General features: G+C 67.5%; 31 protein-coding genes. 17 read left to right on the top strand and 14 right to left on the bottom strand.

Translation table 11 applies throughout. The annotated features are described in order from the left end of the window. The 3 genes from CSX12_RS06785 to CSX12_RS06775 form a co-directional block, all read right to left on the bottom strand. A complete protein-coding gene (locus CSX12_RS06785; RefSeq protein ID WP_124895294.1) occupies positions 1-471 on the bottom strand; it encodes an SIP domain-containing protein in 471 nt (156 codons plus the stop codon). Between the two features lie 64 nt (positions 472-535). Then, positions 536-1,249 carry a tyrosine-protein phosphatase gene (locus CSX12_RS06780; protein ID WP_124895293.1) on the bottom strand — a complete coding sequence of 238 codons (714 nt, stop codon included), beginning with the start codon at positions 1,247-1,249 and terminating at the stop codon, positions 536-538. Further along, positions 1,246-1,722, bottom strand: a complete 477-nt coding sequence (locus CSX12_RS06775; protein ID WP_017203194.1) for a carboxymuconolactone decarboxylase family protein — start codon at positions 1,720-1,722, stop codon at positions 1,246-1,248. Before CSX12_RS06775 ends, CSX12_RS06780 begins: the two co-directional genes overlap by 4 nt. A 171-nt stretch (positions 1,723-1,893) precedes the next feature. Between CSX12_RS06775 and CSX12_RS06770 the strand changes: the two genes are divergently transcribed. The 6 genes from CSX12_RS06770 (at position 1,894) to CSX12_RS06745 (ending at position 7,834) form a co-directional block, all read left to right on the top strand. Continuing rightward, a complete protein-coding gene (locus CSX12_RS06770; RefSeq protein ID WP_124896828.1) occupies positions 1,894-2,817 on the top strand; it encodes an alpha/beta hydrolase in 924 nt (307 codons plus the stop codon). A 90-nt stretch (positions 2,818-2,907) separates the two neighbouring features. Beyond that, entirely contained in the window at positions 2,908-4,428 is a 1,521-nt protein-coding gene (locus CSX12_RS06765; protein WP_017203196.1) for an ABC transporter substrate-binding protein, read from the top strand. Between the two features lie 16 nt (positions 4,429-4,444). Further along, positions 4,445-5,395, top strand: a complete 951-nt coding sequence (locus CSX12_RS06760; RefSeq protein WP_124895292.1) for an ABC transporter permease — start codon at positions 4,445-4,447, stop codon at positions 5,393-5,395. Then, on the top strand, positions 5,392-6,261 hold the full coding sequence (locus CSX12_RS06755) for an ABC transporter permease (protein WP_124895291.1): 870 nt from the start codon (positions 5,392-5,394) through the stop codon (positions 6,259-6,261). Before CSX12_RS06760 ends, CSX12_RS06755 begins: the two co-directional genes overlap by 4 nt. After that, positions 6,258-7,049, top strand: coding sequence for an ABC transporter ATP-binding protein (locus tag CSX12_RS06750; RefSeq protein WP_124895290.1), 792 nt, complete (start codon positions 6,258-6,260; stop codon positions 7,047-7,049). Before CSX12_RS06755 ends, CSX12_RS06750 begins: the two co-directional genes overlap by 4 nt. Beyond that, entirely contained in the window at positions 7,046-7,834 is a 789-nt protein-coding gene (locus CSX12_RS06745) for an ABC transporter ATP-binding protein (protein ID WP_206427144.1), read from the top strand. Before CSX12_RS06750 ends, CSX12_RS06745 begins: the two co-directional genes overlap by 4 nt. A 16-nt stretch (positions 7,835-7,850) precedes the next feature. Here CSX12_RS06745 and CSX12_RS06740 read toward each other — a convergent pair whose 3' ends face one another. The 3 genes from CSX12_RS06740 to CSX12_RS06730 are packed head-to-tail and all read right to left on the bottom strand — an operon-like array spanning position 7,851 to position 9,971. Then, complete coding sequence (locus CSX12_RS06740; protein ID WP_017203201.1) at positions 7,851-8,468, bottom strand: GNAT family N-acetyltransferase; 618 nt, start codon at positions 8,466-8,468, stop codon at positions 7,851-7,853. Positions 8,469-8,472: 4 nt separating this feature from the next. Continuing rightward, positions 8,473-9,186, bottom strand: coding sequence for a uracil-DNA glycosylase (locus CSX12_RS06735; RefSeq protein WP_124895289.1), 714 nt, complete (start codon positions 9,184-9,186; stop codon positions 8,473-8,475). Positions 9,187-9,188: 2 nt separating this feature from the next. After that, positions 9,189-9,971: an SDR family oxidoreductase gene (locus CSX12_RS06730; RefSeq protein ID WP_017203203.1), complete on the bottom strand. Its 783-nt coding sequence runs from the start codon at positions 9,969-9,971 to the stop codon at positions 9,189-9,191. Between the two features lie 297 nt (positions 9,972-10,268). Here CSX12_RS06730 and CSX12_RS06725 point away from each other — a divergent pair, with 297 nt between their 5' ends. From CSX12_RS06725 to CSX12_RS06695, 7 genes are all read left to right on the top strand, one after another. Then, positions 10,269-11,378, top strand: coding sequence for a site-specific integrase (locus CSX12_RS06725; RefSeq protein ID WP_164479547.1), 1,110 nt, complete (start codon positions 10,269-10,271; stop codon positions 11,376-11,378). Positions 11,379-12,106: 728 nt separating this feature from the next. Then, positions 12,107-12,739, top strand: a complete 633-nt coding sequence (locus CSX12_RS06720; protein ID WP_124895287.1) for a hypothetical protein — start codon at positions 12,107-12,109, stop codon at positions 12,737-12,739. Beyond that, a complete protein-coding gene (locus CSX12_RS06715) occupies positions 12,736-12,933 on the top strand; it encodes a DUF3072 domain-containing protein (protein WP_124895286.1) in 198 nt (65 codons plus the stop codon). Before CSX12_RS06720 ends, CSX12_RS06715 begins: the two co-directional genes overlap by 4 nt. Before the next feature lie 352 nt (positions 12,934-13,285). Beyond that, positions 13,286-13,741, top strand: coding sequence for a hypothetical protein (locus CSX12_RS06710; protein ID WP_124895285.1), 456 nt, complete (start codon positions 13,286-13,288; stop codon positions 13,739-13,741). Beyond that, the gene (locus CSX12_RS06705) at positions 13,738-14,175 is read left to right on the top strand and encodes a hypothetical protein (RefSeq protein ID WP_124895284.1); all 438 of its coding nucleotides are present in this window, start codon (positions 13,738-13,740) and stop codon (positions 14,173-14,175) included. The genes CSX12_RS06710 and CSX12_RS06705 overlap by 4 nt, the downstream gene beginning before the upstream one ends. Continuing rightward, positions 14,175-14,396, top strand: a complete 222-nt coding sequence (locus CSX12_RS06700) for a hypothetical protein (protein WP_124895283.1) — start codon at positions 14,175-14,177, stop codon at positions 14,394-14,396. Before CSX12_RS06705 ends, CSX12_RS06700 begins: the two co-directional genes overlap by 1 nt. 279 nt (positions 14,397-14,675) lie before the next feature. After that, complete coding sequence (locus tag CSX12_RS06695; RefSeq protein WP_124895282.1) at positions 14,676-15,251, top strand: recombinase family protein; 576 nt, start codon at positions 14,676-14,678, stop codon at positions 15,249-15,251. Positions 15,252-15,297: 46 nt separating this feature from the next. Here CSX12_RS06695 and CSX12_RS06690 read toward each other — a convergent pair whose 3' ends face one another. Together CSX12_RS06690 and CSX12_RS06685 are read right to left on the bottom strand one after the other, a co-directional pair. After that, a complete protein-coding gene (locus CSX12_RS06690) occupies positions 15,298-15,486 on the bottom strand; it encodes a hypothetical protein (protein ID WP_124895281.1) in 189 nt (62 codons plus the stop codon). Continuing rightward, the gene (locus CSX12_RS06685) at positions 15,476-15,793 is read right to left on the bottom strand and encodes a hypothetical protein (RefSeq protein WP_124895280.1); all 318 of its coding nucleotides are present in this window, start codon (positions 15,791-15,793) and stop codon (positions 15,476-15,478) included. Before CSX12_RS06685 ends, CSX12_RS06690 begins: the two co-directional genes overlap by 11 nt. An 815-nt stretch (positions 15,794-16,608) precedes the next feature. On the opposite strand from CSX12_RS06685, the gene CSX12_RS06680 reads away from it, so the two are divergent. The 3 genes from CSX12_RS06680 to CSX12_RS06670 all read left to right on the top strand — a co-directional run bounded on the left by CSX12_RS06680 (position 16,609) and on the right by CSX12_RS06670 (position 20,291). Beyond that, positions 16,609-17,931 (top strand): bifunctional o-acetylhomoserine/o-acetylserine sulfhydrylase, encoded by a 1,323-nt coding sequence (locus CSX12_RS06680; protein ID WP_124895279.1) that lies wholly within the window; start codon positions 16,609-16,611, stop codon positions 17,929-17,931. Positions 17,932-18,048: 117 nt separating this feature from the next. Continuing rightward, on the top strand, positions 18,049-18,987 hold the full coding sequence (locus CSX12_RS06675; protein WP_124895278.1) for an endonuclease/exonuclease/phosphatase family protein: 939 nt from the start codon (positions 18,049-18,051) through the stop codon (positions 18,985-18,987). 98 nt (positions 18,988-19,085) lie between these two features. After that, a complete protein-coding gene (locus CSX12_RS06670; protein ID WP_124895277.1) occupies positions 19,086-20,291 on the top strand; it encodes a homoserine O-acetyltransferase in 1,206 nt (401 codons plus the stop codon). 10 nt (positions 20,292-20,301) lie between these two features. On the opposite strand, the gene CSX12_RS06665 is transcribed toward CSX12_RS06670, so the two are convergent. Genes CSX12_RS06665 through CSX12_RS06645 form a run of 6 tightly spaced genes read right to left on the bottom strand, consistent with a single transcriptional unit; the run spans position 20,302 to position 24,697 of the window. Further along, positions 20,302-20,910, bottom strand: a complete 609-nt coding sequence (locus tag CSX12_RS06665) for an NUDIX domain-containing protein (protein ID WP_124895276.1) — start codon at positions 20,908-20,910, stop codon at positions 20,302-20,304. A gap of 9 nt (positions 20,911-20,919) precedes the next feature. After that, the gene (locus tag CSX12_RS06660) at positions 20,920-22,149 is read right to left on the bottom strand and encodes an MFS transporter (protein WP_124895275.1); all 1,230 of its coding nucleotides are present in this window, start codon (positions 22,147-22,149) and stop codon (positions 20,920-20,922) included. 9 nt (positions 22,150-22,158) lie between these two features. Further along, positions 22,159-22,293, bottom strand: a complete 135-nt coding sequence (locus tag CSX12_RS18840) for a hypothetical protein (protein WP_017203208.1) — start codon at positions 22,291-22,293, stop codon at positions 22,159-22,161. Beyond that, positions 22,286-22,630 (bottom strand): thiamine-binding protein, encoded by a 345-nt coding sequence (locus CSX12_RS06655; protein ID WP_124895274.1) that lies wholly within the window; start codon positions 22,628-22,630, stop codon positions 22,286-22,288. The genes CSX12_RS18840 and CSX12_RS06655 overlap by 8 nt, the downstream gene beginning before the upstream one ends. Positions 22,631-22,634: 4 nt before the next feature. After that, entirely contained in the window at positions 22,635-23,870 is a 1,236-nt protein-coding gene (locus tag CSX12_RS06650) for a hypothetical protein (RefSeq protein ID WP_124895273.1), read from the bottom strand. Continuing rightward, positions 23,867-24,697: an ADP/ATP-dependent (S)-NAD(P)H-hydrate dehydratase gene (locus CSX12_RS06645; protein ID WP_124895272.1), complete on the bottom strand. Its 831-nt coding sequence runs from the start codon at positions 24,695-24,697 to the stop codon at positions 23,867-23,869. The genes CSX12_RS06650 and CSX12_RS06645 overlap by 4 nt, the downstream gene beginning before the upstream one ends. Before the next feature lie 56 nt (positions 24,698-24,753). Here CSX12_RS06645 and CSX12_RS06640 point away from each other — a divergent pair, with 56 nt between their 5' ends. Further along, a complete protein-coding gene (locus CSX12_RS06640; RefSeq protein ID WP_124895271.1) occupies positions 24,754-25,821 on the top strand; it encodes an NADH:flavin oxidoreductase/NADH oxidase in 1,068 nt (355 codons plus the stop codon). Positions 25,822-25,854: the final 33 nt, after the last annotated feature.

Below are 25,854 nucleotides of genomic sequence, written 5' to 3'. Positions count from 1 at the left end.
TCAGCGGTCGGCCGGGAGGAGCCCGAAGCGCTCTGGCGCGTGGATGCGAGCGGCGGAGATGCCCAGCGAACCCGTGAGGTGCTCGATGATGTCGGCCGTCCCGAGGTATCCGCCGAGGAGCGTGACGTTCGTCTCGATCTCGTCGTCGCACATCATCTCGTCGGCCCAGGCGCAGGTGGCCCGCGCCAGCGCCTGACCGGGCGCGCAGGCGCGGCCGCTGCCGGGGACTCCCGAGCGGGATCCGCGAGCGAGCCACGTGACCGTCATACGTCCTGGAGCATCGATCACACCGATGTCCGAGACCTCCGGCACCTCGATGAAGATGCGGCCCGATGCGCACAGCGGCAGTGTCGTCAGGAACACCTCGAGCTCGGTGAGAGACTGCTCATCGGCGGTCACCAGGTGGTGCGCGCGCTGACGTGCCGCGCGGCGCTCGGCACGCGAGCTGCGGGTCTCGACGGGGGTGCTCATGATGATCTCATCGTACACCAAGTAAAGGCTTGCCTAACCTTTGCCGCAGCCGCAGGGAGACTCGTCAGGAGACGGGCTCGACGAGAGCCGCCGTCAGCGCATCCAGCTCCTCGTCCGTCATCCCGTTCGCACGGAGGTAGTCCGCCGCCGAGCCCCAGCGTTCGTCGACCTGCGCCAGAAGGCGACGCATCACGTCGGCCGGCGACTGGGTGGCGAGCGCCACGGCGTGGACGGCATCAGGGTGGTGCGCCCGCAGATACTCCGCGATGCGCTGATTGCGCTGCGCCGGCAGCTGCGACTCGGTGAGGGCATAGTCCGCGACGACGGCCTCACGCTCGGCGCCGACGGCGGAGAGGGCGAGCGCGACGGTCACTCCGGTGCGATCCTTGCCGACTGTGCAATGGACCAGCGTGCGCTGCCCGGAAGCGATGATGCGGATGGCCTCGACCAGGCGCTCCCCGCTCTCCTCCAGCAGATGCAGGTAGAGCTCGTCGAGACTGGTATCGGCCTCGAAGAAGGACCGTACGGAGCCGAGGAACAGCGGCAGGTGCGTGGTGTCCGGGCCTTCGATCTCGGTGGGCTCGGCGGCGACCTCCTCGCCGTCACGCAGGTCGACGATGTGCTGCACGGCTGCCCGCAGCGCGGCCGCACCGGCGGTCGTCGCCCCCGACAGCTGCCCGGAACGCAGCAGCACACCGGAGCGGATACGACCACCCGCGGCCGGAATGCCGCCGACGTCGCGCACGTTCGTGACGCCGTCGACGTCGAGGACCGTCATGCCTGCGCCCGCGGGGCGCGTGGCGGAACCGGGTACCGTCCCGCGATAACGATCCGGTTGAACGCGTTGATCGAGACACAGGCCCAGCTGAGCGCCGCGTACTCCTTCTCGGTGAACACCCCTCCGACGAGGTCGTACACCTCGTCGGAGATGCCGTCTTCGGCGATGAAGGTGAATGCCTCGGCCAGTTCGAGCGCGGCGCGCTCCCGATCGCTGAAGACCCCGCTCTCGCGCCAGGTCGGAATCTGGGTGATCGTGTCCGTGTCGATGCCCGCAGCGGTCGCCCTGTCGACGTGGATGCGCGTGCAATAGCTGCAGCCGTTGAGCTGGGAGCAGTGGATCATCACGATCTCCTTGAGCCGATCGTCGATCCCGTTCGCCGCACAGATCTGCCCCACGGTCTTGGAGAACGCATCGAGTGCCTGGTAGGCCGCAGGCTCGGTCTTGGACAGGTGCACACGCGTCTCGCTCATGGCTCCATGATATTCGGAGCACGCCGACGCGCGGCCCGCCTTCGCTCGCGGCGTCGAATGCAGATTGCGAAGTGACTTGAGTAATTCAACGTCATAAAGCGAAGCATGCGGTCGTCAAAGATGAGCAAATCGCTCTCGCATTTCCGCCGGGTCTCTCGAAGGGCGCAGAATGTGGACGTGGCGATCGACAACAGCGAGTTCAGCTATCTTCCCGCACAGGCCGAAGCTCTCGGCGTACCGCTCCCCCCGGTGGAGCGTCTCGCCCTCCCCCTCCCCGACGGCCGCACGCTGAGCGCCCTCCGCTTCGGGACGGAGGCGCCCGAGGTGACGCTCCTGCACGGAGCCGGGTTGAACGCGCACACCTGGGACACGACGGCACTGGCGCTGCAGCGCCCGCTCCTGGCGATCGATCTCGCCGGGCACGGCGACTCGTCGTGGCGCGAGGACGCGGACTACGCACCGCGCACACTCGCCGAAGACGTCGCGCACGCTCTCGACGTCTGGACGACGCAGCCGCAGCTCGTCGTCGGGCAGTCGCTCGGAGGCCTCACGGGCGCGGCCCTGGCGGCGACCCGTCCCGACCTGGTCTCCGAACTCGTCATCGTCGACATCACGCCGGGTGTCGACGTCTCGGCAGGACCGGCCGCGCTGCGGGCGTTCTACGCCGGACCGACCGACTTCGCCTCGCGCGACGAGCTCGTCGAGAAGGCCATGTCGCTCGGCTTCGGGGGCACGCGCTCCGAGACCGAACGCGGCGTGTTCCTGAATACGCGTGTGCGTGCGGATGGACGCGTCGAGTGGAAGCACCATTTCGCGCATCTGGCGGCCCAGACCCTCGCCGCGCACGATCCTGGAACCTCCGCTACGCCATCCGCGCTGCACGAGACCGGGTGGGATGACCTGGCCTCCGTCACGGCGGCGACCACGCTCGTACGCGCCGAGCGCGGATTCGTCAGCGAGAGCGATGCCGCGGAGTTCCAGCGCCGCCTGCCCGAGGCTCATGTCGTCGTGCTCGATGCGACGCACAACGTGCAGGAGACGGCCCCGGTCGCGCTGGCCGCCCTCCTCGCCTCGACTCCCGCCCGCGGAATATGACGTTCCGTTCCGGCGCAGGCCCCACCCTCTTCCCGCATCCCTAGGCTCAGTTCCACGGCACACAGCATCTGCCGCACCGAGAGGAAATCCATGTTCCGACGCACCCGACGTCTCGCCCTGATCTCCGCCGTCGCGGCCGCAGCGGTGATCCTCAGCGCCTGCTCCGGCACTCCCGCCGAGGATCCGTCGACCGCTCCGAGCGCTCCCGACCCCGACGCCACGCTCCACGTCGGCCTCGTGCTGGAGCCCACCAACCTCGACATCCGACACACCAGCGGCGCCGCCCTCGAGCAGATCCTCATCGACAACATCTACGAGGGACTCGTCAGCCGCACCCAGGAGAACGAGATCGTGGCGCGCCTGGCGTCCGACTACGAGGTCTCGTCGGACGGCCTCACGTACACGTTCACCCTGAACGAGGGGATCGCGTTCCACGACGGCACCCCGCTCACGTCCGCCGACGTCGTGTCGTCCTACGAGACCGTACGCACGGATCCGACCGTGCAGGGCAACGCGGAGTTCGCGTCGGTCTCCTCGATCACGGCCCCCGATGCCACCACGGTCGAGATCGTCCTGTCGGAGCCGAACCAGAACTTCCTGTTCGCGCTGACCGGTCCGGCGGGGCTCGTCTTCAAGCAGGGCGACACGACCGACCTCAAGACCGCGGAGAACGGCACGGGACCCTTCACGCTGACGCGCTGGAACAAGGGCAGCAGCATCGCCTTCGCACGCAACGACGCCTACTGGGGCGAGAAGGCCGGCGTCGCGCAGGTCGAGTTCCAGTACATCCCGGACTTCACGGCCGGTGTCAACGCCGCCCTCGCCGGCGACGTCGACGTCCTCACGGCGGTGGACCCCAACCTCGCTCCGCAGCTGGAGGACTCCGGCGACTTCACGCTCACGACCGGCCGCACGACCGACAAGGCGACGCTGGCGTTCAACAACAAGAAGGCGCCGCTCGACGACGTCCGCGTGCGGGAGGCCCTGCGCCTCGCCATCGACCACGAGGCGCTCATCGACGCCGTCGGGGCCGGAACGCCGATGTACGGACCGATCCCGGAACTCGACCCCGGTTACGAGGACCTGTCGGACGTGATCTCCTACGACCCGGAGAAGGCCAAGGAGCTGCTGGCCGAGGCGGGCCAGGAGGATCTGGAGCTGACGCTCACGATCCCCTCGTTCTACGGCACGACCGTGCCGAAGGTGCTGATCTCGGACTTCAAGAAGGTCGGCGTGACCCTCGAAGTGGACGCGGTCGAGTTCCCGACGTGGCTGGAGGACGTGTACACGAACCACGACTACGATCTCAGCTTCGTGCTGCACGTGGAGCCCCGCGACTTCGGCAACTTCGCCAACCCGGACTACTACTTCGGGTACGACAACCCGAAGGTGCAGGACCTGTACGCGCAGGCCCTGGCTGAGGTCGACGCGGATGCGTCGGCCGAGCTCCTCGCCCAGGCCGCCCGCCTCGTCTCCGAGGACCACGCCGCCGACTGGCTGTACAACGGCGAGACCCTCACCGCTGTGAGCCCGATCGTGGTCGGCTTCCCCGAGGACTCGATCAACTCGCGCATCGATCTAGCCGGCGTCACCGTCTCCGCAGAGAACTGATCAGCGGCGACCCTTCGTGATCCGCTACGCGCTCGTCCGAGGAGCCCTGCTCATCGCAGGGCTCCTCGTGTCGAGCGTGCTCATCTTCCTCACGCTCCGCGTGTTCCCCGGTGACGTCGCTCAACTCATCGCCGGCACGCAGGCGTCGCCGGCGGAGGTCGGGGCCCTCCGGGAGTCGCTCGGTCTGAACCGCCCGCTGTTCGCGCAGTACGCCGACTGGATCGGCGGCATCTTCCGCGGAGATCTCGGGACGTCGCTGCTGTCCGGGGCGTCGGTCGGCGAAGAGCTGCTCCTCAAGGCGCAGGTCACCGTCCCCCTCGGCATCATGTCGCTCCTCATCGCCGTGCTCATCGCCGTCCCGTTCGGCATCCTCGCCGCCCTGCTCCGCAACCGCCGCGGCGGCACGGCGCTGAGCGTCGGCGCTCAGACGCTCGCCGCCGTCCCCGTCGTCTGGGCGGGGATGATGCTCGTCGTCGTCTTCTCCGTCTGGCTCGGATGGCTGCCACCGCAGGGCTTTCCGCGCACCGGATGGGCGACCCCGGGGCGGGCGATCGAGTCGCTCCTGCTGCCGGCGCTCACGATCGGCATCGTCGAGGGTGCGATGCTGATGCGGTTCGTGCGCAGCGCGACGCTGCAGGCCGCGGGCCAGGACTTCGTCCGCACGGCCGCGGCGAAGGGCCTCACCCGCACCAGGGCGCTGATCCAGCACGGCATCCCTGCGGTCGGGCTCTCGATCGTGACGGTGCTCGGTCTGCAGGTCGCCGGGATCATCGTGGGCTCGGTCGTGATCGAGCAGCTCTTCACCCTTCCCGGGATCGGGCGCATGCTCGTGGCCGACGTCGGGACCCGCGATCTCGTCAAGGTGCAGAGCGAGCTCCTCGTGCTGACCGGGTTCGTGCTCGTGGTGGGCTTCCTGGTCGATCTCGTGCACCGGGCGATCGACCCTCGGCAGAGGGAGGCCGCATGATCCCCCGCTGGCTCCGCCGACTCTGGGACACCGCCACCGGGCGGTTCGGGCTGATCGTGGTGCTCCTCGTCGCCCTGACGGCACTCGTCTCGCTGTTCTGGACCCCCTTCGACCCGCAGGCGTCCGACATCGGGGATCGCTGGCTGGCGCCGAGCTGGCCGCATCTGCTCGGCACGGACGACACCGGCCGCGACATTCTGAGTCTGCTCATGGCCGGAGCGCGGACGACGGTCTTCGTCAGCGTCGGCGCCGGCATCGTGGCGACCGCGGTGGGCATCGCGCTGGCAGCCCTCGGCGCGCTCACCGCCCGCTGGATGCGGGAGACCGTCGCCGTGCTCGTCGACATCCTCATCGCCTTCCCCGTGCTGCTGATCGCGATGATGATCTCGTCGGTCTGGGGCGGCTCCCTCTGGGTCGTGATCTGGGCTGTCGGCATCGGCTTCGGCGTGAACATCGCCCGTGTCACGCGGCCCGAACTGCGACGGGTGCAGCAGAGCGACTTCGTGCTCGCCGCCAGAGCCTCCGGACTCACCCCCGCTCAGAGCCTCGTCCGTCACCTCCTGCCCAACGTCGCGCCGGTGTTCATCGTGCAGCTGTCCTGGTCGATGGCGGTGGCGGTGCTCGCCGAGGCGGGGCTGTCGTACCTGGGCTTCGGGGCCTCCGTCGTCGAACCGAGCTGGGGCCTGCTCCTGGCCGACCTGCAGCGGTACATCGGCGTGCACCCGCTGTCCGTGATCTGGCCGGGCCTGACGATCACCCTCACCGTCCTCGCCCTGAACCTCCTCGGCGACGGGCTGCGCGAGGCCACCGACCCCACGCTGCGGCACCGTGCCGCGGAGACGCACACGCCGGCGGTGGTCGCATGAGCCTCGTGGTGGAGGACCTCGTCATCGAGATCGATGGACGGCGGGTGGTCGACCGCATCTCGTTCGAGGTCCCGGACGGCGCGCGGCTGGGCCTGATCGGCGAATCCGGCTCCGGGAAGTCGCTCACCGCCCTCGCGGTCCTCGGTCTGCTGCCCGACGGGGCGACCGCGCGCGGCAGCATCCGCTGGAACGGCACGGAGCTGATCGGCATGCCGGATCGAGAGCTGGCCCGACTCCGCGGCGACGACATCGGCATCGTGTTCCAGGAACCGCGCACCGCGCTGAACCCGATCCGAACCGTGGGACGGCAGATCGCGGAGTCCATCCGCATCCACGAGGGTCTGGGACGCCGGGAGGCCAGGACCCGTGCCATCGCCGAGGCGGCTCGAGTGCGTCTGCCGGATCCGGAGTCGATCGTCGACCGCTACCCCCACCAGCTCTCGGGCGGACAGCGGCAGCGCGTCGCGATCGCGATGGCGCTCGCGTGCCGTCCGCGCCTGCTGATCGCCGACGAGCCGACCACGGCGCTGGACGTCACCATCCAGGCGGAGATCCTGTCCCTGCTGCTGTCCCTCGTCGAGGACGAAGGGATGTCACTGGTGTTCATCACCCACGACCTGGCGGTCCTTGCGCAGGTGGCGACCGAGGGCGTCGTGCTCGAGCACGGCCGCGTGGTCGAAGCGGCGCCCGTGTCGACGCTGCTCACGACACCGGCGTCTCCCGTCACGCAGGGTCTGCTGCGCGACGCGACCGCGACCCTCTGGCGCCCCGAGGGAGAAAGCCGATGAGCCTGATCGAAGCGCGCGGGCTGAGCCGTGACTTCCCCGTCCGGAAGCGGACGGCTTTCGAGCGCACCCGCACGCAGACCGCGCTCGCCCCCACCGACCTCGACGTGATCGAAGGATCGTCCGTCGGGATCATCGGCGAGTCCGGATCAGGGAAGTCGACCCTGGTGCGATTGCTGCTCGGTCTGGATCGGCCGACGTCGGGGACCGTCTCCGTCGACGGCCGCCGCGTCGACGCCCGAGCATCCGCGCGGTCGCTGCACTGGCTGCGGCGGCAGACCGGCCTGGTGTTCCAGGATCCCTACGCCTCGCTCGACCCGCGGATGACGGCCGGCCAGATCGTCGGGGAGCCCCTGTGGGCCCTCGACATCCCCGGGGACCGACGCGCCAGGGTGCGCGAGGTGCTCGCCCAGGTCGGCCTGGAGCCCGAGGCGGTCGACCGCTATCCGCACGAGTTCTCCGGCGGGCAGCGTCAGCGGATCGCCCTCGCCAGGGCCATCGCGCACCGCCCCCGGATCCTCGTGGGCGATGAGCCGCTCTCCGCACTGGACGTCACGGTGCGCGCGCAGATCCTCGAACTCCTCGTCGAGCTCCGACGGACGAGCGACCTCACCCTCGTGTTCGTGTCGCACGATATCGGTGTGGTCCAGAGCCTGTGCGACACGGTCGTCGTGATGAAGGACGGCGCCGTGGTCGAACGGGGGTCTACGCGCGACGTGCTCCTGCACCCGACGCAGGATTACACGAAGGCGCTGCTCGCGGCGATCCCGGTGATCCCGGGTCGGTGACGGGGAGGACGTCGGCTCAGCGTCGAGCGCCGAACAGGCTCCCGCGCCGCCTTCCGATCGGAGTGAGCTGTCGGCGCATGTAGACGGTGCCGAGGTCGCGGCCGAACTTGTGCCCGACGCGTCCCATCCGCCCCGCCTCCACGAAACCGAGCTTCGCGTGCAGCCGGATCGACGCCTCCGCACCCTGGTCGCTGATCACGGCGACCATCTCCCGGAGCCCGATCCGCTCGCACGCGTCGATCAGCGCCTGGAGCAGGGCCGCACCGAGCCCCTTGCCGCCGGCGCCGGGTCCGAGGTAGATCGAGTCCTCGACGGTGTACTTGTAGGCGTTCTTCCCCGCCCAGGGCTGCGCGAGGGCATAGCCGATGACGACGCCCGCCGGCGAGACCGCCACCAGGAACGGCAACTGCAGACGCTCGAGCAGGGCGAACTTCTCGCGCCAGTACGGGATGCTGCTGCGCCGCTCGTCCAGCGTGACCGCCGAGTTGCTCACGAAGTGGTTGTAGATCTCGCGGACGTGCGGAAGGTCCGCGGCACGCGCCGGTCGGATCGTGTAGGAGAACACCTCGGGTGAGATCGTGGGGCGCAGATGGCGCGGAAGGACCCGGCGACGGTCCCCCGGCTCGAACTGCATGCGCTCAGCTTAGGGAAGCAGCCGCCTCGCCATCCACCCTCCAGTCCACCGGCGCCGCTCCCTGCTCCCCGAGCAGCGCGTTGGCGCGCGAGAACGGGCGCGAGCCGAAGAAGCCGCGACTCGCCGACAGGGGTGAGGGGTGAGCCGAGGCGATCACCGGTGTGGCCCCGAGCATCGGCTGGAGGTTCGCCGCATCCCTCCCCCAGAGCACGGCGACGAGCGGCTGATCCCGGGCGACCAGAGTGCGGATCGCGAGTTCGGTGACCGTCTCCCACCCCCACCCGCGGTGCGAGGCGGCGGCGCCGGGACGGACGGTGAGGACGCGGTTGAGCAGCAGCACGCCCTGGTCGCTCCAGGCCGTGAGGTCACCGTGCGGGGCCGGCGGGATGCCGAGGTCGCTCTGTCGCTCCTTGTAGATGTTGGCAAGGCTGCGCGGCAGCGGCCGCACGTCGCGATCGACAGCGAACGACAGACCGATCGGGTGACCGGGTGTGGGGTACGGATCCTGTCCGGTGATCAGCACCCGCACATCCGAGAGCGGACGCTGGAAGGCGCGGAGGACGTGCTCCCCCGCCGGCAGATAGCCGTGACCGGCCTGCTGCTCGGCGCGCAGACGCTCGCCGAGTCCCGTGATCACGTCCTGGACCGGAGCGAGCGCCTCCGCCCATCCCTGGTCGATGAGGCCGTCTTCGGCGAGTTCGGCGAGACCGCGGGGCATCGTCACTCGGTGGGCCGCGCGCGGAGGGGTCCGCGCGCCAGGAGGTGCTGGGCGGACTGCGCCACGGGACGCATGGTGATGAGGTCGAGGTTGACGTGGCCGGGCGATTCCAGGGCGTAGGCGATGACGTCGGCGACGTCGTCGGCGACGAGCGGGGCCTCCACACCGGCGTACACGGCCTCGGCGGCCACGGCGTCCCCGCCCAGCCGGTTGAGCGTGAACTCCTCGGTGTGGACCATGCCCGGCGCCACTTCGACCACGCGGATCGGCTCGCCGTTCAGCTCCTGCCGGAGCACTCGCACCAGCATCGCCTCCGCCGCCTTGGCCGCGTTGTACCCCGCGCCGCCGGCATAGGCGTTCTGGGCGGCCGTGGACGTCACGAAGACGGTGTCGGCGTGGCCGTCCGCGGTCGCGGCACGGCGCAGCAGCGGGAGGAGACCGGCGACGAGACGCTGGCTCGCCAGCACGTTCGCGTCGAACATCCACTGCCAGTCGTCCGCGGAGGCGTCTTCGATGCGGTCCGTGCCACGGGCGCCTCCGGCCACCTGCACGAGTGCGTGCACCGGCCCTGACTGCTCGAGCTGCGACACGAGCGCATCGACCGCCGTCGGGTCCGTGAGGTCGCACGCGATGGCGGACGCCCCCGTCTCGGCGGCGAGCGCTGCCAGTCGGTCCTCGCGCCGGGCCACGCCGACGACGTCCCATCCGCGTGCACGGAGAGCGCGCACCGTCGCCGCGCCGATTCCCGAACTCGCACCTGTCACCACTGCACGTCTGATCACCATTCCTCCACCGTACGATGTTCCTCCCACGGATTCCCGGGTCCCCGTCGGAGATGTGCCGGAATGCCGCTCCCGGTCGGTCGCGCAGGCTCCGCACCGAGCTGCCTGCCGCGCCGCGAGCCCGTGTTTCCGGCCCTCGACCGTGTTACGTCACATTTCCCGGCTGTGTAAGCCGATCCGCAGAACGACGCGGCTGAGCGAACCACTGTCGGGAGTCGTGCCACATCGTGCCAACACATGATGACTGAGTTTTCTTGGAATCAGCCCCTCTCATCCGTATAGATGCGAAGAGGGGCACCCATGCCGTACACCCGCACCAACACCGCCGCCTCTCAGAGAGAGGTACCCACGATGTCAACTTCAACCCCACGCATCAGACAACTGAAATCCGGACGCTGGCAGGTCAGAGTTTGGGATGGCACTGCATACGCGAGCCTGGGTACGTATCCCACAGAAGACGAAGCAAAGATAGTCGTGCTCAAGTTCCGAGCGGGAGTGTTCTCCGAGCCGAAGCAGACGCCTGCACCGATCCCTCGGGGACGGGAGAAGTTTGGCAAGTTCGCCCTGGAGGTCATCCAATCCCGTAAGCACACCCTCTCCCCCAGCACGTACCACTTCCACTTGTGGAACCTTGACGCTCACCTGAAGCCATTCGAGAACGTGGCCCTGGCAGATGTCACTTACAGCGCCATCGTCAAGTGGTGGCACTCCATGGACGACAAGCCGAACAGCCGGAAGAGTGCCTACGGCACACTCTCCACCGTGATGAAGAGGGCTGTGAAGCTCGGCAAGATTCCGTCATCGCCCTGCATGATCGAGGGCGCATCGAAGGACTTCTCGAAGCCCCGCCCGCTCGTGCCAACGGACGACATCAAGATGATGATGTTGGTTTGCACCGATCAGCAGATGCTCGCCAGCCTCTGGGTTCTTCTCGGCACGGGGTGCCGCATCGGAGAACTCCTTGCCCTCACGTGGGCGGACGTAGACCTCAATGAAGGAACGATCCGGATCGACAAACATTTGACCATCCACGGTATCCAGCGTGGCACCAAGGCACACGCGGACGGGAAGCGAACTCTCATCATGCCGGAGGAAGCCACAGACGCCCTCAGGACGCTCTCTCGGTCGCGCGTGCCTATGCCGGACGTTCCGGTGTTCCTCAACGCCCGCGGAGGACGCTTGACCTACCACAAGTACAGGCAGCGCTTCACTGCTCTTCGCGATTCTGTCGGCCTTACCAACGTCAACATCCATGACCTGAGGCACATCCATCTAACCGAGTATGCGAGACACGCCACCCTTCGAGAAGTGATGGATAGAGCGGGTCATACCGACGTCGCATCCGCAATGCGCTACCAGCACGCTTCCCCTGAACGAGAACGCGCCATCGTGGAGAAACTGAAGCTCTAACAGGATGTTCATCACTGCATTGGGAGCCGACACGCCCGACTTTGAGCCTCGGCGGGCGGTTCGAGCGATAAGTAAAGTGTGAAGATTCAAACCGCTCTCGCCATCCTCCGCACGCTTGACACTCTCCCTGAGGCCCGGAGGAAGCACCTGTGCGCGCTTGCGGTAGCCGCACTAACCGATGCTGACCGCGCGCGGATCGTGCTTGAGGCGCGGGCCGAGTGTCGCAGGGTAAGCGCAAACCTGGAGCGCGATCTACGGGCCGAACTTGATGCACGCGCGCAGTCGGCCAGCAGCGCCCCTCCCAAGCCGTCTAACACCCCTCAGGGGCCTTCCCGTCGCCGTTACGTCATGGCGGAGGGCGTCCGGTTCCCCGCACCGCGCGCGGTTGCTGTGAGATACGTCGAACCGACCAAGACGGCGACAGAAGCTCAACAGTCCGAGCGCCGCCCGCTGATGGGAAAAAACCGCGTCTACGAGAAGGAGACCCCCGAGCCGAAGGCTGAGCCGCTGCGAGAACCAAAGCCCACCTTCATTCCGGAACACGGGACGTTGACTCGTTATCAGAAGCCTCACTATTGCCGCTGCGCACGGTGCCGACGCGCTAAAAGCGAGTCGAACGCGCGCCACACTGCGCGCCGCGCGGAGCGTTCTAGAAATTCACCTACGTAATACGTATACATAGATGACCCCCGCCTGCCAGGAAGTAAGCGGGGGTCAAGGGAGATGCAATGACAATTGTACAGGACTTGTACCCTCATGAGGCTGATACTTCTACGCTCTTTGTTGATATGCAACAACTAACACTATCCAAAAGAGAAGAGGATGAGGCGTGGGAAAAGCTAGCCCACCAGGTGGCGCATAGCCGCAGACGGAATACAAACTTCACAACCAAGCCTTTGAAGTACGATCCTCAGCTCACCTTGGCGCAGAACTACTTCCGGATTCTATTCCAGAAGCTCATCAAGGCAGGAATGCGCGAGCTTGGTCAAGGGTGCACCCACGCATACCTGAGGTACCACCTGTGGGGAGATGTCTACAAAGATGCTCAACGCGAAGCGATGGCCGAGTGCGGGATTACTAGGTATACGGGCGATTACCTGTCATCCGAAGCGCTGTACCAATGCACCCGCGCCGCAGAGAAGTGCATCCAGAACTTCAGTGCTGAAACGTACCGGGAGAAGCAGGAGTGTGGACGGAAAGGTGGGCAGGCGTACAGCACGTACACTTTGGCGGATTTTCTAGAAACTCAGGGCATGACAGCGAAGCAGGCCGCAGAGCACCTAGGGATCAAGATCAGGAACGTCTACAACATGCGCAAGCGATACCAGCACATCAACACCGAGACAGGAGAGGTCACATGACCCATAACAACTGGCCAGCGACGGCGAAGCAACGGGCGTACGGGCTGGCGCTCGAAGACCAGCTGGACGAACCGGAATCGTCGTGGCACTCGATGACGGTCTCTGAAGCATCCCTCCGCATTGACGAACTGGTGACGCTGAAGCAGTTCAGGCAGATCGTCAATGCCCTCCCAGAGGTCACAGAAGCCCCGTAGAGCGCCTATCTACCCTTTCCTGGTACCTGCGGACCTGGACGCAATTCCAGCCGCGCAGAGAGCATTGCCCTCTTTGTGACCGCAGAAATGCTTCCCGAATTAATTCGAGAAATCCATGCATTCTGGGTGTCCGGCGAGCATTCTGGGTGTCCGGCGAGCGATAGTAGTAGTTAAGAGAATGAGGGTTCTTATTGGTAGTCGGTTCCTCATCCTTCAAGTGGGGGGAATGTCGTGGGGTAGACCCCAGCCCGCACAAAGTCCGCGACATTCCACAGGTTTTTAGTAGAAATTGCATCGAATGAGTAGACAGAGCACCGTAGCGCTTCACCCTCAGGTGGTCCGCATTAACAGCATGCTTGACGACGGCGTACCGTACGCAACCATCGCTCGTGAGATGGGCCTTAAGACATCGAGTGTCGGAAGATACGCTCTTGCCAGAAAAGGCCAGCTTGCACCGATGCTCGACGGGGAGCCGACGACGGCGAACGTCATCATTCGACTCGTTGAGGCCGCTGACCACGCCCGCGATGCCCGCCGCCTGGCGAAGGCGACCGGCTCGCCCGTGCACCAAGCACGGATGCTCAAGGCGGAGACAGACGTACTAACGAAGCTCGTGGAAGCGCTCGGCATCACGGACACGTCTGTCTCGGAATACATGGAAGAGGCGGAGCAACTGATGGCGGCTGTAAAGGGAATGGTCCACCACGACCGCCAAGCAGGGCTAGCCCTCCTGAACGAGACCTACCGAATCCCAGAACTCGCACCGTTCGCCCGAACGCTCGAAACCCTCCTTGGAGTACGACGATGACCAATCACAACTTCCCGTTCACGGCTCATGCGCGTTCCAGCGGATTCACTCTGCCCGGCATCCCCTCCGCAGTGGGAGGAACCGCGACAGGTCGAGTCTTGAGGGCTGGCGAAGAGTTTGAAGTGACCGCCGAACTCTATGCCGAGACTTTGGACCGTAACCAAAATTCCTTCCTGGACTTGGACGAAGCCGCCCAGGTCAAGAAATGGGGGAAGGTGCTCTGGGCACGCGGCCCAGCCCCAGAGGGCATGGGTATCGGTCAGGATGACGAAGGGTATAGGTACCGCAAGGGGCTCAAGGCCCGTGAGTACGCTCTAGCCATCTCTGATCCCATGGAGCGCGCCCGATCGCTTAAGCAGGTGCAGGCAGAGTACGCGGACGCCCTCAATCCGATTGCCCAAGGCCCACAGCACATCCCGGCGGGGAGAGTCTGATGGTGAACGACGATTACGTGAGAGCGGTGATCGCGTCAAACCACGAAGCCGAACGCGCCGCCATCGAAGAGAAGAAGCAGTTCACTTCTTGGACTGAGGCAGACATCGCCAAAGCGCTGGACCCGAACAACACTGAAGTGCGACGCCTGACCTCTGGCCCTGCCGCGAATCCCGAAGTCGAACGGCTGGCCGGATTGCTCGGCGACATCCTCAAGCCCTAACTAGACCTCTGATTGCGGCGACAACCCGCGATCAGACCCAGTCGCTCCGTGTCAGGCCGGGGCGACGCCCTCCACGGCCCTCCCGGCAGAGTTCACTCCAATTGCTCACCGGGAGGGCTGTCTCATGCGCGGAGCGTTCTCAAAAACGATGCTCACTTAAGAATCCAGACGGTCAAGCTCAGCCCCCGAGATTCCGGCAGTAGCTTACGGGATTCGTTGCCTCAGAACTCAGACCTTACTGAGTTGCAGAAAGGCACGAGTACATGCGACACTCAAGCCATGACGACCTCGACGGGCACCAAGCTTGGATACCTCCGCGTATCGACCGGCAAGCAGGACGAATCCCTTCAGCATGAAAAGCTTGATGAAGCTGGAGTCCTGAAGAGAAATAGGTACATCGATCACGGGGTATCCGGATCGAAGACCTCACGCCCCGGCCTGGATGCCCTCCTCGCAGACGCACAGCCGGGAGACACGATTGCGGTGTACAAACTGGATCGACTGGGACGCTCTACCGCTCACGTGGCCAAGATGATCGCAGACCTGACAGAGCAGGGTATCTTCATCGAGTCCGTCAGTGATGGCCTGAACTCCAGCACCCCGACAGGCCGGGCGATGCTGAACATGCTTGCGATTTTCGCAGAGATGGAACGTAGCTTCATCCAGGAGCGCACTGTCGCCGGTCTACAGGCCGCAAAGGCTCAGGGCCGCACCGGGGGACGCCCGAAGGTTACCGACAGCGCACAGACTCGCCAGGCGCAGAAGCTGCGGGATGCAGGAGAGAGCGTGCCTGACATCGCGAAGGCTCTCGGTGTCAGTATCGCCACGGTATACAGGATCACGAAGAGCAAATAGATCGACAGAACCCTTGGCTCATCACCGGGCGTCTCGTCGCGGACGGTCAGTTGTGATAGCGGATGATGATGTCCGTCGTGGACGTGATGTAGAGCTGATAGTGGTGGCTCCCCTGGTCGTAGGCGAGCCACCCACCTCCACCGTCGATGTGCTTGCGAACCGTCATGTCGAAGTGACTCACGTCACCGGACAAGATGTCGAGCTGAACTCCACCCACGTACACTTCATTCGCCATCGGTTTCTCCTTCGTCGGCCCAGCGGATGCTGAGGTTCTGCCAGTGAACAATCGACAGCGCTTCACTCCAGTCGCGCCCGCCATTGCCTGTCGCGATAAGGTCGCCCGATGCCCCGTCGTAGACGTCCACGTTGTACTTGTATGCGGGGTGAGACTCGTTGTCAGTGAAGTCAACCCGGATAGGGTGCCCTCGGAAGCTCGCCTTCGCCCGCCCGCGCTGAAAGTTGGGTTCGTTGGTCTCGAATACAAGCCCGGTCGCGCCACGCACTTCAGCCTGGCGGGCCGCTTCGTCCTTGATCGTTGTCATGGGTTCAAGCTAGCGCATCGATGGAAGCTTGATATTCGATAAGTTTCGAATGTCACCGGCGTGTCGGGCTAGTTTCTTCGGCATTTCGTCGTATGGTCTGGTACAGGTCGAAGTGACCTAGAAGGCCGTCAGGCGGAAAGCTGAGGTAAGAAACTACGCGAGCACAGTGCAGTACATGCCATCGAGTCGCAGGAGTCAGCGACGAAGGCGCACTACTGAGCCATGAGAATGGCACGGGGAAGAGATGCCCCGCCACCGGATCGATTGCAAGCGATCCATTCGAAGCCGCTCCTATCGAGAAGCGGAGACCCCGACACAGGAAGCCGCTCCCCCAGCCAGTCTCTGAGTACTGGCTCAAGCAGAGGGTGAAGCCTAAGGCGTCAGTTCCAGTAAAGAAGGCTACTGCGGAGTGGCCGCCTGGTACGCCGTACTGGCAGAAGGCCGGTTTCGCTAGCGAAGAGGCATGGTACCTGTCGCTACAACCGAGGAAGACCGAGAAACTAGTCCTTCCTCGCATCAGGATCGTCAGTGGTGGACTGCCAGGGTTAGGCCGCAGACGCTAGCGCTCAATCTCTAACAGACACAGGACCCACCTTCTCCAGTCGGAGGTGGGTCCTTCTGCGTAGGACTCCGTGCCAACTCGCGCCAACTCCCGTACCCTTGAGCCACCTGGAGAGGGTCTGAGTTTCTAGAAAATAGAGACATCCGGGTGTTACGTCACATTTCCCGGCTGTTGTTGACAAGCTCCGATATTCCGTACTCTCGCTGCAACGGCATCCGCCATCCGACCTTCCGACCACTTCTGGGGGAATCACATGTCCGCACCCGAGTCCTGGCGCTTCGAGACCAAGCAGATCCACTCGGGCGCCGCCCCCGACCCGGTCACCAAGGCGCGGGCCACGCCGATCTACCAGACCACCTCATACGTGTTCGACAGCGCAGACCACGCGGCCAACCTCTTCGCCCTCGCGGAGTTCGGGAACATCTACACCCGCATCCAGAACCCCACGCAGGACGTGCTCGAGCAGCGCCTCGCCGCGCTCGAAGGCGGCACCGGCGCCCTCGTCCTGGCCAGCGGTCAGGCGGCGTCGACGTTCGCGATCCTCAACATCGCCCAGGCCGGCGACCACTTCGTGGCGTCGAGCTCGATCTACGGCGGCACGTACAACCTCTTCAAGTACACGCTCGCGAAGCTCGGCATCGAGGTCACGTTCGTGGAGAACCAGGACGACGCCGAGGAGTGGCGCCGCGCGGTCCGCCCGAACACGAAGCTGTTCTTCGCGGAGACCATCGGCAACCCGCAGATCAACATCCTCGACATCCGCACCGTCGCCGACATCGCGCACGAGAACGGCGTTCCGCTCATCGTGGACAACACGATCGCCACGCCGTACCTGATCCGGCCGTTCGAGTTCGGCGCCGACATCGTCGTCCACTCGGTCACCAAGTTCCTCGGCGGTCACGGCACCACGATCGGCGGCGTCATCATCGACGGCGGCTCCTTCGAATGGTCGAAGAACGTCGACAAGTTCCCGGGTCTCACGGTGCCGGACCCCTCGTACCACGGTGCGAGCTACACCGCAGCGGTCGGCGACCCGCTCGCCTACATCATCAAGGCACGTGTGCAGCTGCTCCGCGACCTCGGCTCGGCCATCGCCCCGCAGAGCGCCTGGAACCTCATCCAGGGCGTCGAGACCCTCTCGCTGCGCATCGAGCGCCACGTGCAGAACGCGCAGGAGATCGCCGAGTGGCTGGACAGCCGTGACGACGTCGCGACGGTCAACTACTCGGGTCTGCCCTCCTCGCCGTGGTACGCCAAGGCGAACGAGTACGCCCCCAAGGGTGTCGGCGCCGTCCTGTCGTTCGAGCTCAAGGGCGGAGTGGAGGCCGGCCGGGAGTTCGTGAACAGCCTGTCGCTGTTCAGCCACCTCGCCAACATCGGCGATGTGCGCTCGCTCGTCATCCACCCCGCCTCGACCACGCACGCCCAGCTCACCCCCGAGCAGCAGCTCACGGCCGGCGTCACCCCCGGTCTCGTCCGGCTCTCGGTCGGCATCGAGAACGTCGAAGACCTCAAGGCCGACCTGGACCAGGCGCTCGCTGCCGCACGCGCCGTGTCCGAGGCCGCCCGCGCCTGACACGTCCGCACGACGACGCCCCGGCCCGCACGGTCCGGGGCGTCGTCGTGTGCGGGGGACATCCGGCGGCTCCACAGGCGAGGTCGTCGAGAATGGAGCCCTTGCCGTGAGGAGAGCATGATCGACGCCGAACCGCGCCCGCCGGGCCTCCGACGACGCACGACGCGCCAGGCGAGAGGGATCGCCGCCGTCAGCCTCCTGCTGACGATCGTGGTGGCGTGCGGCTGGATACCCGGCGTCGTCGGCACCGCGGTCGCGGCCGTCCTCCCCTGGCTCGGTCTGGTCCTGCTGGCCCTGCTGCTCACGGCGCTGCTCCGTGCGCGCCGTGTCATGGTCCTCATCCTGGTTCCGGCGCTGCTGTGGCTGCTCGCTCTCGCCCCGGCGCTCCCCGCCCCGGCGACCCCCGCGCCCGGCCCCTCGGCTTCCACGCTGACGGTGATGAGCCAGAACGTGCGCGCCCACTCGGGTGGAGCGGCGGCCTCGGCGACCGAGCTCGCGGCCGGCGGCGCTGATGTGATCGCGCTCACCGAGCTGGACGGCGACAGCCTCTCCGCGGCGCAGCAGGCCCTCGCCGAGGAGTATCCGTACGCGTACGCCGTCGGCACCGTCGCGGTCTGGAGCCGTTACCCCTTCTCGACCACGGAGCCGCTCACGCTCGGGCTCGGCTGGAAGCGCGCCCTCCGCGTCGAGGTCCAGTCCCCGCAGCGACAGGTGGCGGTGTACGTGCTGCACGCGGCCTCCGTACGGCCGGGACACCAGCACGACCGCGACACGATGCTGCAGGGCATCGCCACACAGGTCGCCGCCGACCCGGCCGCCGCGATCATCGCGGTGGGCGACTTCAATGCGCCGTCGACGGACCCGAGCCTGGCGGCGATGCGCTCTGAAGCCGACTGGGTGCGACCGACCGACGGCACCCTCGGGTTCACGTGGCCGGCCGCCTTTCCCGTCGTCCGCATCGACCACGTGTTCGTCCGCGGACTCGACGTGATCGCCTCCCGCACCGTGCGCGCCGGGAGCAGCGACCACCTCGCCACCGTCACCACCGTCCGCTGACGCTGCGCCGGCGCTCGCCCGCATCATCGCCGTCCGTCGATGCGACATCGGGTCGTAACCTGCCGCCCGCGCCCTCCGGTCCACGCGAGAATGGGGGGATGGACTGGCAGACGACCTCGGAGGACACGGTGCCTTCCGCGCCCGTGACGGAGGCCGACGTCCGGCTGCTCCGGGCGCGCCCTCCGGCGACGGGAGCCTGGCGAGACGGCGATCCCGTCGGCGGCCGTCGGTTCGCGGCCTTCGGCTCCTTCGCGACCGAGAGCGGCGCCGAGCTTCCCGGCATCCGGATCGCCTATGAGTCCTGGGGCGAGCTGAACGCCGCTCGGGACAACGCGATCCTGGTGCTGCATGCCCTCACCGGCGACAGCCACGTCCGCGGCCCTGCCGGGTCCGGTCACCCGACGGCCGGCTGGTGGGAGGACATCACCGGTCCAGGGGCCCCGCTCGACACCGACCGCTGGTTCGTGATCGCTCCGAACATGCTCGGCGGCTGCCAGGGCTCAACGGGGCCGGCCAGCATCGCGCCGGACGGCTACGAGTGGGCATCGCGATTCCCCTACCTGACGATCCGCGACCAGGTGGCGGCGCAGGTGCGGCTCGCGGACGCGCTCGGCATCGACAGCTGGGCCGCGGTCATCGGCGGTTCGATGGGCGGCATGCACGCCCTGGAATGGGCGGCCACTCATCCCGACCGCGTGCGGCGGCTCGCGGTGCTCTCCTCTCCCCCGGTGACCACCGCCGACCAGATCGCCCTCAACACGGTGCAGCTGGAGACCATCCGGATGGATCCGCGGTTCCAGGGCGGCGAGTACTACGACCTGGGCGACGGCGACGGGCCGCATCGAGGGCTGGCGCTCGCCCGCCGCATGGCGCTGCTGAACTACCGCAGCCCCATCGAGCTCAATCAGCGATTCCAGCGCTCCTGGCAGTCGGACGTGTCACCGCTCGGCCACGGCGGACGCTTCGCCGTCGAGTCGTACCTCGACTTCCACGGGAACAAGTTCACCCGGCGTTTCGATGCCAACAGCTACATCACGCTCGTCGAGGCCATGAACTCGCACGACGTCGGTCGGGGACGCGGCGGCGTCGAAGAGGCGCTGCACAGCGTCACCGCCACGACCCTCGTCCTCGGGATCGACAGCGACCGCCTCTTCCCCGTGGACGGGCAGCAGCGCATCGCGCGCAGCATCCCGAACGTGATCGACGGGGACGCGGTCGTCGTCACGAGCGACTTCGGGCACGACGGCTTCCTCATCGAGACCGAAGCCGTCGGCACGAATCTGCGCCGCCTGCTCGACAGCTGAGCCGTCGTCCTCAATCGGTCAGGAAGCGCCAAGGCAGCGCGCCCGCCTCGAGGCGCGCGTGGTCCCACACGAAAGCACGCCCCGATTCCGAGTCGACCACCCGGGTCTGGAACAGCTGCGCGGCCCCGGCCGAGGACACCGCCGAGGACACGTCGAGGAACGCCGACAGCTGATGGAGAGTGACCCAGGTCGGCGGGAAGAGCGTCCACTCCCCCGCCGCGTGTCGTGCGAGAGCCGAGGACGGCGTCACCCAGGCGATCTCCGCGACCTCAGCGGGCGACGGCGAGAGCTCGCCGACCGGAGCCTCGCCGAGGAAGAACCAGGCGCGGATCCGTGTCGGCGCCTCGATCGGCGGTCGCCACTCCGACAGCACCGTGAGCTCGGGGACCACGAGCCCCACCTCCTCGCGGGTCTCCCGGATCGCCGCCCGCCGTGCGGCGTCGACCTCATCGCCGTCCTCGCGGCGGTCGCTCTGCTCCACCTTGCCGCCGGGGAACACCCAGGCGCCGGCGAACGAACCGCGATCAGGGCGGCGCATCAGCAGCACCTCGAACCCCGGGTCCGCGGTGCGCAGCAGCACCGCGGTACCGGCGAGGGGCAGGGACTCCGGGGCGCTCACCCCGTCACTCTACGACGCGACGAGCTCCGCCTGCGCCGGACGACGCGCTTCGACGCGATACGACAGCAGAGCGATTAGCAGACCCGCCGCGGCGAGCGCGGCACCGGTCCATGCCGGGGCCGTGAAGCCCCAGCCCGCCGCGATCACGACACCGCCGAGGAACGCGCCCAGGCTGTTGCCGATGTTGAGCGCCGAATGGTTCATCGCGGCCGCGATGGACTGGTTGTCACCGGCCACGTCCATGAGCCGCGTCTGGATCGTCGGACTCAGCACGGAGGAGACGAAGCCGACCACGAGCACCGTCACGGCCAGGCTGATGATCCAGAACGACAGGAAGGCGAGCAGCGCGAACACGACAGCCATCGTCGCGAGGCCGAACAGCAGCGTGCGACGCAGGTCGATGTCGGCGAAGTGGCCGCCGACGAGGTTTCCGGCCGTCATCCCCAGGCCCATCAGCACGAGGACGATCGGGACCACCCATTCGGGCGAGCCGGCGACCTCGGTCACGAGAGGCGCGATGTAGCTGTAGACCGCGAAGAAACCGCCGAAGCCGATCGCTCCGACCCCGAGCGTGAACCACACCTGCGGGATGCGGAAGACCCGGAGCTCCTGCCGCATCGTCCGCCCGGGCTCACCGGGGTGCCGGGGGACGAACAGCGCGATGCAGAGGGTCGCGAGAGCGAAGACGAGAGCCACGACCGCGAAAGCCGACCGCCAGCCCCACTGCTGACCGAGGAACGTGCCCAGCGGCACTCCCACGACGTTGGCGACGGTGAGACCGGTCAGGATGAAGGCCACGCCCTTCGCGCGGTTGCCCGGTCCCATCACGTCGGCGGCGACCAGCGCGCCGATGCCGAAGTACGCGCCGTGCGGGAGTCCGGCGAGGAACCGCGATGCGGCGACGAGCTCGAACGTGGGCAGCACGACCGTGAGCGCATTGAACACCGTCAGGGCGAGGGCGAGCACGATCATCACCCGATGCCGCGGGAAGCGCGCCACGAAACCGGCGATGGTCGGCGCTCCGACGACGACGCCGAGCGCATAGAGGGAGATGAGCCAGCCGGCCTGGCTCAGCGCTTCCTCCGGACGGGCGGCCCAGAGGGACGGCAGAAGGCCGGCGGCGATGTCGGGCAGCAGGCCCATGACCACGAACTCGGTCATGCCGATGCCGAAGCTGCCGATGGCGAGAGAGAGGAGCGCCCACTTCGCCGCACCCCTCGATGGCGTCGAGGGATTCACCGGTACAGCCTACCGGGCGTCGGGCTCCTCGATCGCCTGCCCGGTCCCTGACCGCCCGGTGCGGTCGAGGCTCATGAACACATCCACGTCCGCCGCGAACGTAGCTCGGAGCGTGACCGAGGCGGACGACAGGAGATCAGTCATCCGACTCCTCGACGGCCGCCCCGTCGATGGCCGCCTCCAGACGCTCGATCTTCGCGTCGAGCTCTCCGGAATACCCCGGCCGGATGTCGGCCTTGAGCACCAGAGAGACCCGCGATCCGAAGGGCATGACGGCCTCGGTCGCACGCTTCACCACGTCCATGACCGAGTCCCAGTCCGGACCCTCGATCTCGGTGAACATGCTCGTGGTGCGGTGCGGCAGCCCCGATTCGCGCACCACGCGAACCGCGGCTGCCACGGCGTCGTGCACGGAGGCGTCGGTGCGCTCTGCACCCTCGGCGGGTGTGCCGCTCGGGGCGACGGAGAAGGCGATCAGCATGGTTTCACTCCCTGGTTTTCGGTGGCGAGACAGGCACCCGCACGAGAGCGCGGATACCCAGGACGAGAAGGACGAGAAGCAGAGCGTTGCGCATCGTCAGCACCCCGACCGCGAGCGCATCGGCGCGCAGCAGGGCGTCGTAGCCCAGGGGGTAGACGAGGCACGTGAGCAGGCAGAGAGCGAGGACGACGACCACGGGGACACGCGCTCGCACACGGTCGAGGACGACCCACAGGATCACCGGCGCGATCAGCCAGGTCTGGAACTGCGGGGATCCGACCTTGTTCGTCACGATGAGCAGCACCACCAGGGTGAGGGCGAGCGGCGGGAAGAGCCGAGCGAAGGACGCCCCGCGCACGGCCTTCATCGCTCCGATCCCGGTGACGGCCAGCACGCAGAACGCCATGAGCGGAGTGAGCGCCGCAGCGACGGTCTCCACCCCTGGCGCGGTGATCTGGAACGTGAGGATCTCGAAGCTGTAGTCGATGCGTGCCGCCCCGGCTGCGGCGAGCCACAGGAACGGCGTCGCGGCCACCGCCTCGATCTGGAGCCCGCGGCCCGCCTGCTCGGTCAGGAAGCCGAGGATCTCGGTATCCGCACCGAGCAGGAGCAGCGCCACGACGACGCCTGCAGCGACCAGGACCGCCGTGAGCAGCACCCGCACACGTGCCCGGAGTGCGACCACGGCGGCGAGCACGAGCGCTCCGGGCCAGATCTTGATCCACGCTCCGACCGTGAGCAGGGCGGTCGCGACGACCGGCCGGGAGGCCAGCCAGAGCCCTCCGATCACCGCCAGCGGCACGGTGATCGCATCGATGCGGTAGAGCGCGATCGGTCCCAGGAGAAGCAGCGCACCGCACCAGAACCAGGCGGCGGCGCGGCGCGCACGGGACGGCGCGCCGCCCACCAGGACCCCGAACGCCACCGCATCGAGGACGAGGACGAGCGTCGCCCATCCCACCAGATAGGCGCCCGAGACCCCGAGCAGCGCGACCAGCGGTGCGGCAAGACCTGCGGCGAGCAGCATCGGCAGAAGCGCCAGCTGCGGATACACCCAGGTCTCGGTGATGCCGACGATCGATCCGCCCCCGAGCGCCGACGACGCCCAGGGTTCGTACACGAGCACCACGTCGCCCATGGGCTGGTTCGGGTAGACCCAGCCCAGCCACGCCGTGACCAGATGCACCACGAGGAAGGCGCACCACAGCGCGAGTACCCGGAGTGTGGAGGTGCGGGTCACGCCAGGAGGTCCGCGATCGCGGGCGGAAGGGCATGCGCGACATCCAGCGCGACGATCGGCTGCCCGGGAGACCCGTCGAGGACGCCCGCGGCGATCCGCGCGGCGTGTCCGTGCAGCCACGCGCCCGCTGCGGCGGCCTCGGCGGGTTCGGCGTCCGGGTTCGCGGCGAGCACCGCGCCCAGCACACCTCCCAGCACGTCGCCGGTCCCCGCGGTCGCGAGCCAGCCGGTGCCCGCCTCGACGGCGAGCGCCGGTCCGTCCGGACCCACGATCAGCGTACGGGAGCCCTTCAGCAGCACGACACCGCCCAGTTCGACAGCCGTCCGGCGCGCAGCCTCAGCCCGATCCTCCAGGAGAGAAAGTCCCAGCTGCTGCTGCAGCCGTTCGAACTCCCGCGCGTGCGGGGTCGCGACGAACGGCGCACGCGCGTCCGCCGCCAGGTCGAGGGCTCCCGCGTCGACGATCACCGTCACGGCGCCGGAGAGGATCTCCCGCAGAGCAGCGGTCTCGGCGTCGTCGCGATGCGCCGGGTCGGTGCCGGAGCCGATCACCCAGGCGCCGATCCGGGAGTGGCCGACGTCCGCGCCGCCGACGGTCTCCGGCCTTCGTGCGAGCACGGCGTCGATGACCGGCTGCTCGCCGACGTACCGCACGAAGCCCGCTCCGGCACGCCATGCGGCGTCGACTCCGAGCACGGCGGCGCCCGGGTACGCGGGCGATCCGGTGCGCAGAGCCACCACTCCGCGGGAGTACTTGTCGTCGTCCGCCGTCGGCGCGCGGAAGAACCGCGCGGCATCGCTGCGTGACCATTCCCGCACCTCGACCATGACTCCACGTTAGTGCGGTGGCCGTCCGGAAGCCTGCACGGGAGTACCGTCGAACGGTGAGTCTTCTCTTCTCCCCGCTGACCATCCGCTCCCGCACGTTCCGCAACCGACTGTGGGTGTCGCCCATGTGCATGTACAGCGCCGTGGACGGCATCGTGCAGGAATGGCATCACGGGCACCTGACGCCGTTCGCTTCCGGCGGCGCCGGCCTGATCGTCGCCGAGGCGACGGCTGTCGTTCCTGAAGGCCGCATCTCCCCGCGCGACGCGGGACTGTGGAACGACGAGCAGCGCGACGCCTGGGCACCGATCGTCGCGGCCATCCACGGTCGAGGAGGCCTCGCCGGGATCCAGCTCGCCCATGCCGGACGGAAGGCCTCGACGTGGTGGCCCTGGGCTCCGGAGCGGGGCTCGGTGCCTGTGGCCTCCGGGGGCTGGACCACCACGGCTCCCTCCGCCGTCGCGTTCGACGGGTTCGCCGAACCGCTCGCCCTCGACCTCGCCGGGATCGAGAGGATCGTGGCCGCCTTCGCCGCGGCCGCGAGACGAGCTCTCGAGGCGGGCTTCGACGTGCTCGAGCTGCACGGCGCGCACGGCTATCTCCTGCACCAGTTCCTGTCCCCGCTGTCGAACCGCCGCGACGACGACTACGGCGGGACGCTGGAGAACCGCGCACGACTGCTGCTGCGCGTCATCGATGCCGTGCGCGCGGTGGCCGGGGAGGATATCCCCCTGTTCGTCCGGATCTCCGCCACCGATCACGCGGAGGGCGGCTTCACCCCTGAGGAGGCCGCGGTCGTCAGCACCTGGGCCACGCAGCGCGGCGCCGACCTGATCGACGTGTCCAGCGGCGGCCTCGTCGCACACCAGAGCATCGATGTGTTCCCCGGCTACCAGGTGCCGCTCGCGGAGTCCGTGCGCCAGAGCGGGCGGATCCCGGTCTCCGCCGTCGGGCTCATCACGGCCGCAGCACAGGCGGAGCAGGTGCTCGCCGACGGCGCGGCGGACGCGGTCTTCGCCGGGCGCGAGTGGCTGCGCGACCCGCACTTCGCGCTCCGCGCGGCCCACGAGCTGGGTGTCGAGGTCCCGTGGCCTCCGCAGTACGATCGCGCCCGCTGGCGCTGATCGACACCGACGACGACGGCCGCCGCCCCATCC

Source organism: Microbacterium sp. Y-01 (genome assembly GCF_003856715.1).
GTDB lineage: Bacteria > Actinomycetota > Actinomycetes > Actinomycetales > Microbacteriaceae > Microbacterium > Microbacterium algeriense.
This window is presented reverse-complemented; position numbering and strand designations above follow the sequence as displayed.

Excerpts from the sequence above, each read along its gene's own strand:
- CSX12_RS06655 (WP_124895274.1), bottom strand. The coding sequence starts at position 22,630 with ATGCTGATCGCCTTCTCCGTCGCCCCGAGCGGCACACCCGCCGAGGGT.
- CSX12_RS06765 (WP_017203196.1), top strand. The coding sequence starts at position 2,908 with ATGTTCCGACGCACCCGACGTCTCGCCCTGATCTCCGCCGTCGCGGCC.
- CSX12_RS06780 (WP_124895293.1), bottom strand. The coding sequence starts at position 1,249 with ATGACGGTCCTCGACGTCGACGGCGTCACGAACGTGCGCGACGTCGGC.
- CSX12_RS06730 (WP_017203203.1), bottom strand. The coding sequence starts at position 9,971 with ATGGTGATCAGACGTGCAGTGGTGACAGGTGCGAGTTCGGGAATCGGC.
- CSX12_RS06785 (WP_124895294.1), bottom strand. The coding sequence starts at position 471 with ATGAGCACCCCCGTCGAGACCCGCAGCTCGCGTGCCGAGCGCCGCGCG.
- CSX12_RS06745 (WP_206427144.1), top strand. The coding sequence starts at position 7,046 with ATGAGCCTGATCGAAGCGCGCGGGCTGAGCCGTGACTTCCCCGTCCGG.
- CSX12_RS06740 (WP_017203201.1), bottom strand. The coding sequence starts at position 8,468 with ATGCAGTTCGAGCCGGGGGACCGTCGCCGGGTCCTTCCGCGCCATCTG.
- CSX12_RS06680 (WP_124895279.1), top strand. The coding sequence starts at position 16,609 with ATGTCCGCACCCGAGTCCTGGCGCTTCGAGACCAAGCAGATCCACTCG.
- CSX12_RS06675 (WP_124895278.1), top strand. The coding sequence starts at position 18,049 with ATGATCGACGCCGAACCGCGCCCGCCGGGCCTCCGACGACGCACGACG.
- CSX12_RS06695 (WP_124895282.1), top strand. The coding sequence starts at position 14,676 with ATGACGACCTCGACGGGCACCAAGCTTGGATACCTCCGCGTATCGACC.
- CSX12_RS06670 (WP_124895277.1), top strand. The coding sequence starts at position 19,086 with ATGGACTGGCAGACGACCTCGGAGGACACGGTGCCTTCCGCGCCCGTG.
- CSX12_RS06775 (WP_017203194.1), bottom strand. The coding sequence starts at position 1,722 with ATGAGCGAGACGCGTGTGCACCTGTCCAAGACCGAGCCTGCGGCCTAC.
- CSX12_RS06685 (WP_124895280.1), bottom strand. The coding sequence starts at position 15,793 with ATGACAACGATCAAGGACGAAGCGGCCCGCCAGGCTGAAGTGCGTGGC.
- CSX12_RS06725 (WP_164479547.1), top strand. The coding sequence starts at position 10,269 with ATGCCGTACACCCGCACCAACACCGCCGCCTCTCAGAGAGAGGTACCC.
- CSX12_RS06715 (WP_124895286.1), top strand. The coding sequence starts at position 12,736 with ATGACCCATAACAACTGGCCAGCGACGGCGAAGCAACGGGCGTACGGG.
- CSX12_RS18840 (WP_017203208.1), bottom strand. The coding sequence starts at position 22,293 with ATGACTGATCTCCTGTCGTCCGCCTCGGTCACGCTCCGAGCTACGTTC.
- CSX12_RS06645 (WP_124895272.1), bottom strand. The coding sequence starts at position 24,697 with ATGGTCGAGGTGCGGGAATGGTCACGCAGCGATGCCGCGCGGTTCTTC.
- CSX12_RS06755 (WP_124895291.1), top strand. The coding sequence starts at position 5,392 with ATGATCCCCCGCTGGCTCCGCCGACTCTGGGACACCGCCACCGGGCGG.
- CSX12_RS06735 (WP_124895289.1), bottom strand. The coding sequence starts at position 9,186 with ATGCCCCGCGGTCTCGCCGAACTCGCCGAAGACGGCCTCATCGACCAG.
- CSX12_RS06690 (WP_124895281.1), bottom strand. The coding sequence starts at position 15,486 with ATGGCGAATGAAGTGTACGTGGGTGGAGTTCAGCTCGACATCTTGTCC.
- CSX12_RS06705 (WP_124895284.1), top strand. The coding sequence starts at position 13,738 with ATGACCAATCACAACTTCCCGTTCACGGCTCATGCGCGTTCCAGCGGA.
- CSX12_RS06750 (WP_124895290.1), top strand. The coding sequence starts at position 6,258 with ATGAGCCTCGTGGTGGAGGACCTCGTCATCGAGATCGATGGACGGCGG.
- CSX12_RS06710 (WP_124895285.1), top strand. The coding sequence starts at position 13,286 with ATGCTTGACGACGGCGTACCGTACGCAACCATCGCTCGTGAGATGGGC.
- CSX12_RS06700 (WP_124895283.1), top strand. The coding sequence starts at position 14,175 with ATGGTGAACGACGATTACGTGAGAGCGGTGATCGCGTCAAACCACGAA.
- CSX12_RS06720 (WP_124895287.1), top strand. The coding sequence starts at position 12,107 with ATGACAATTGTACAGGACTTGTACCCTCATGAGGCTGATACTTCTACG.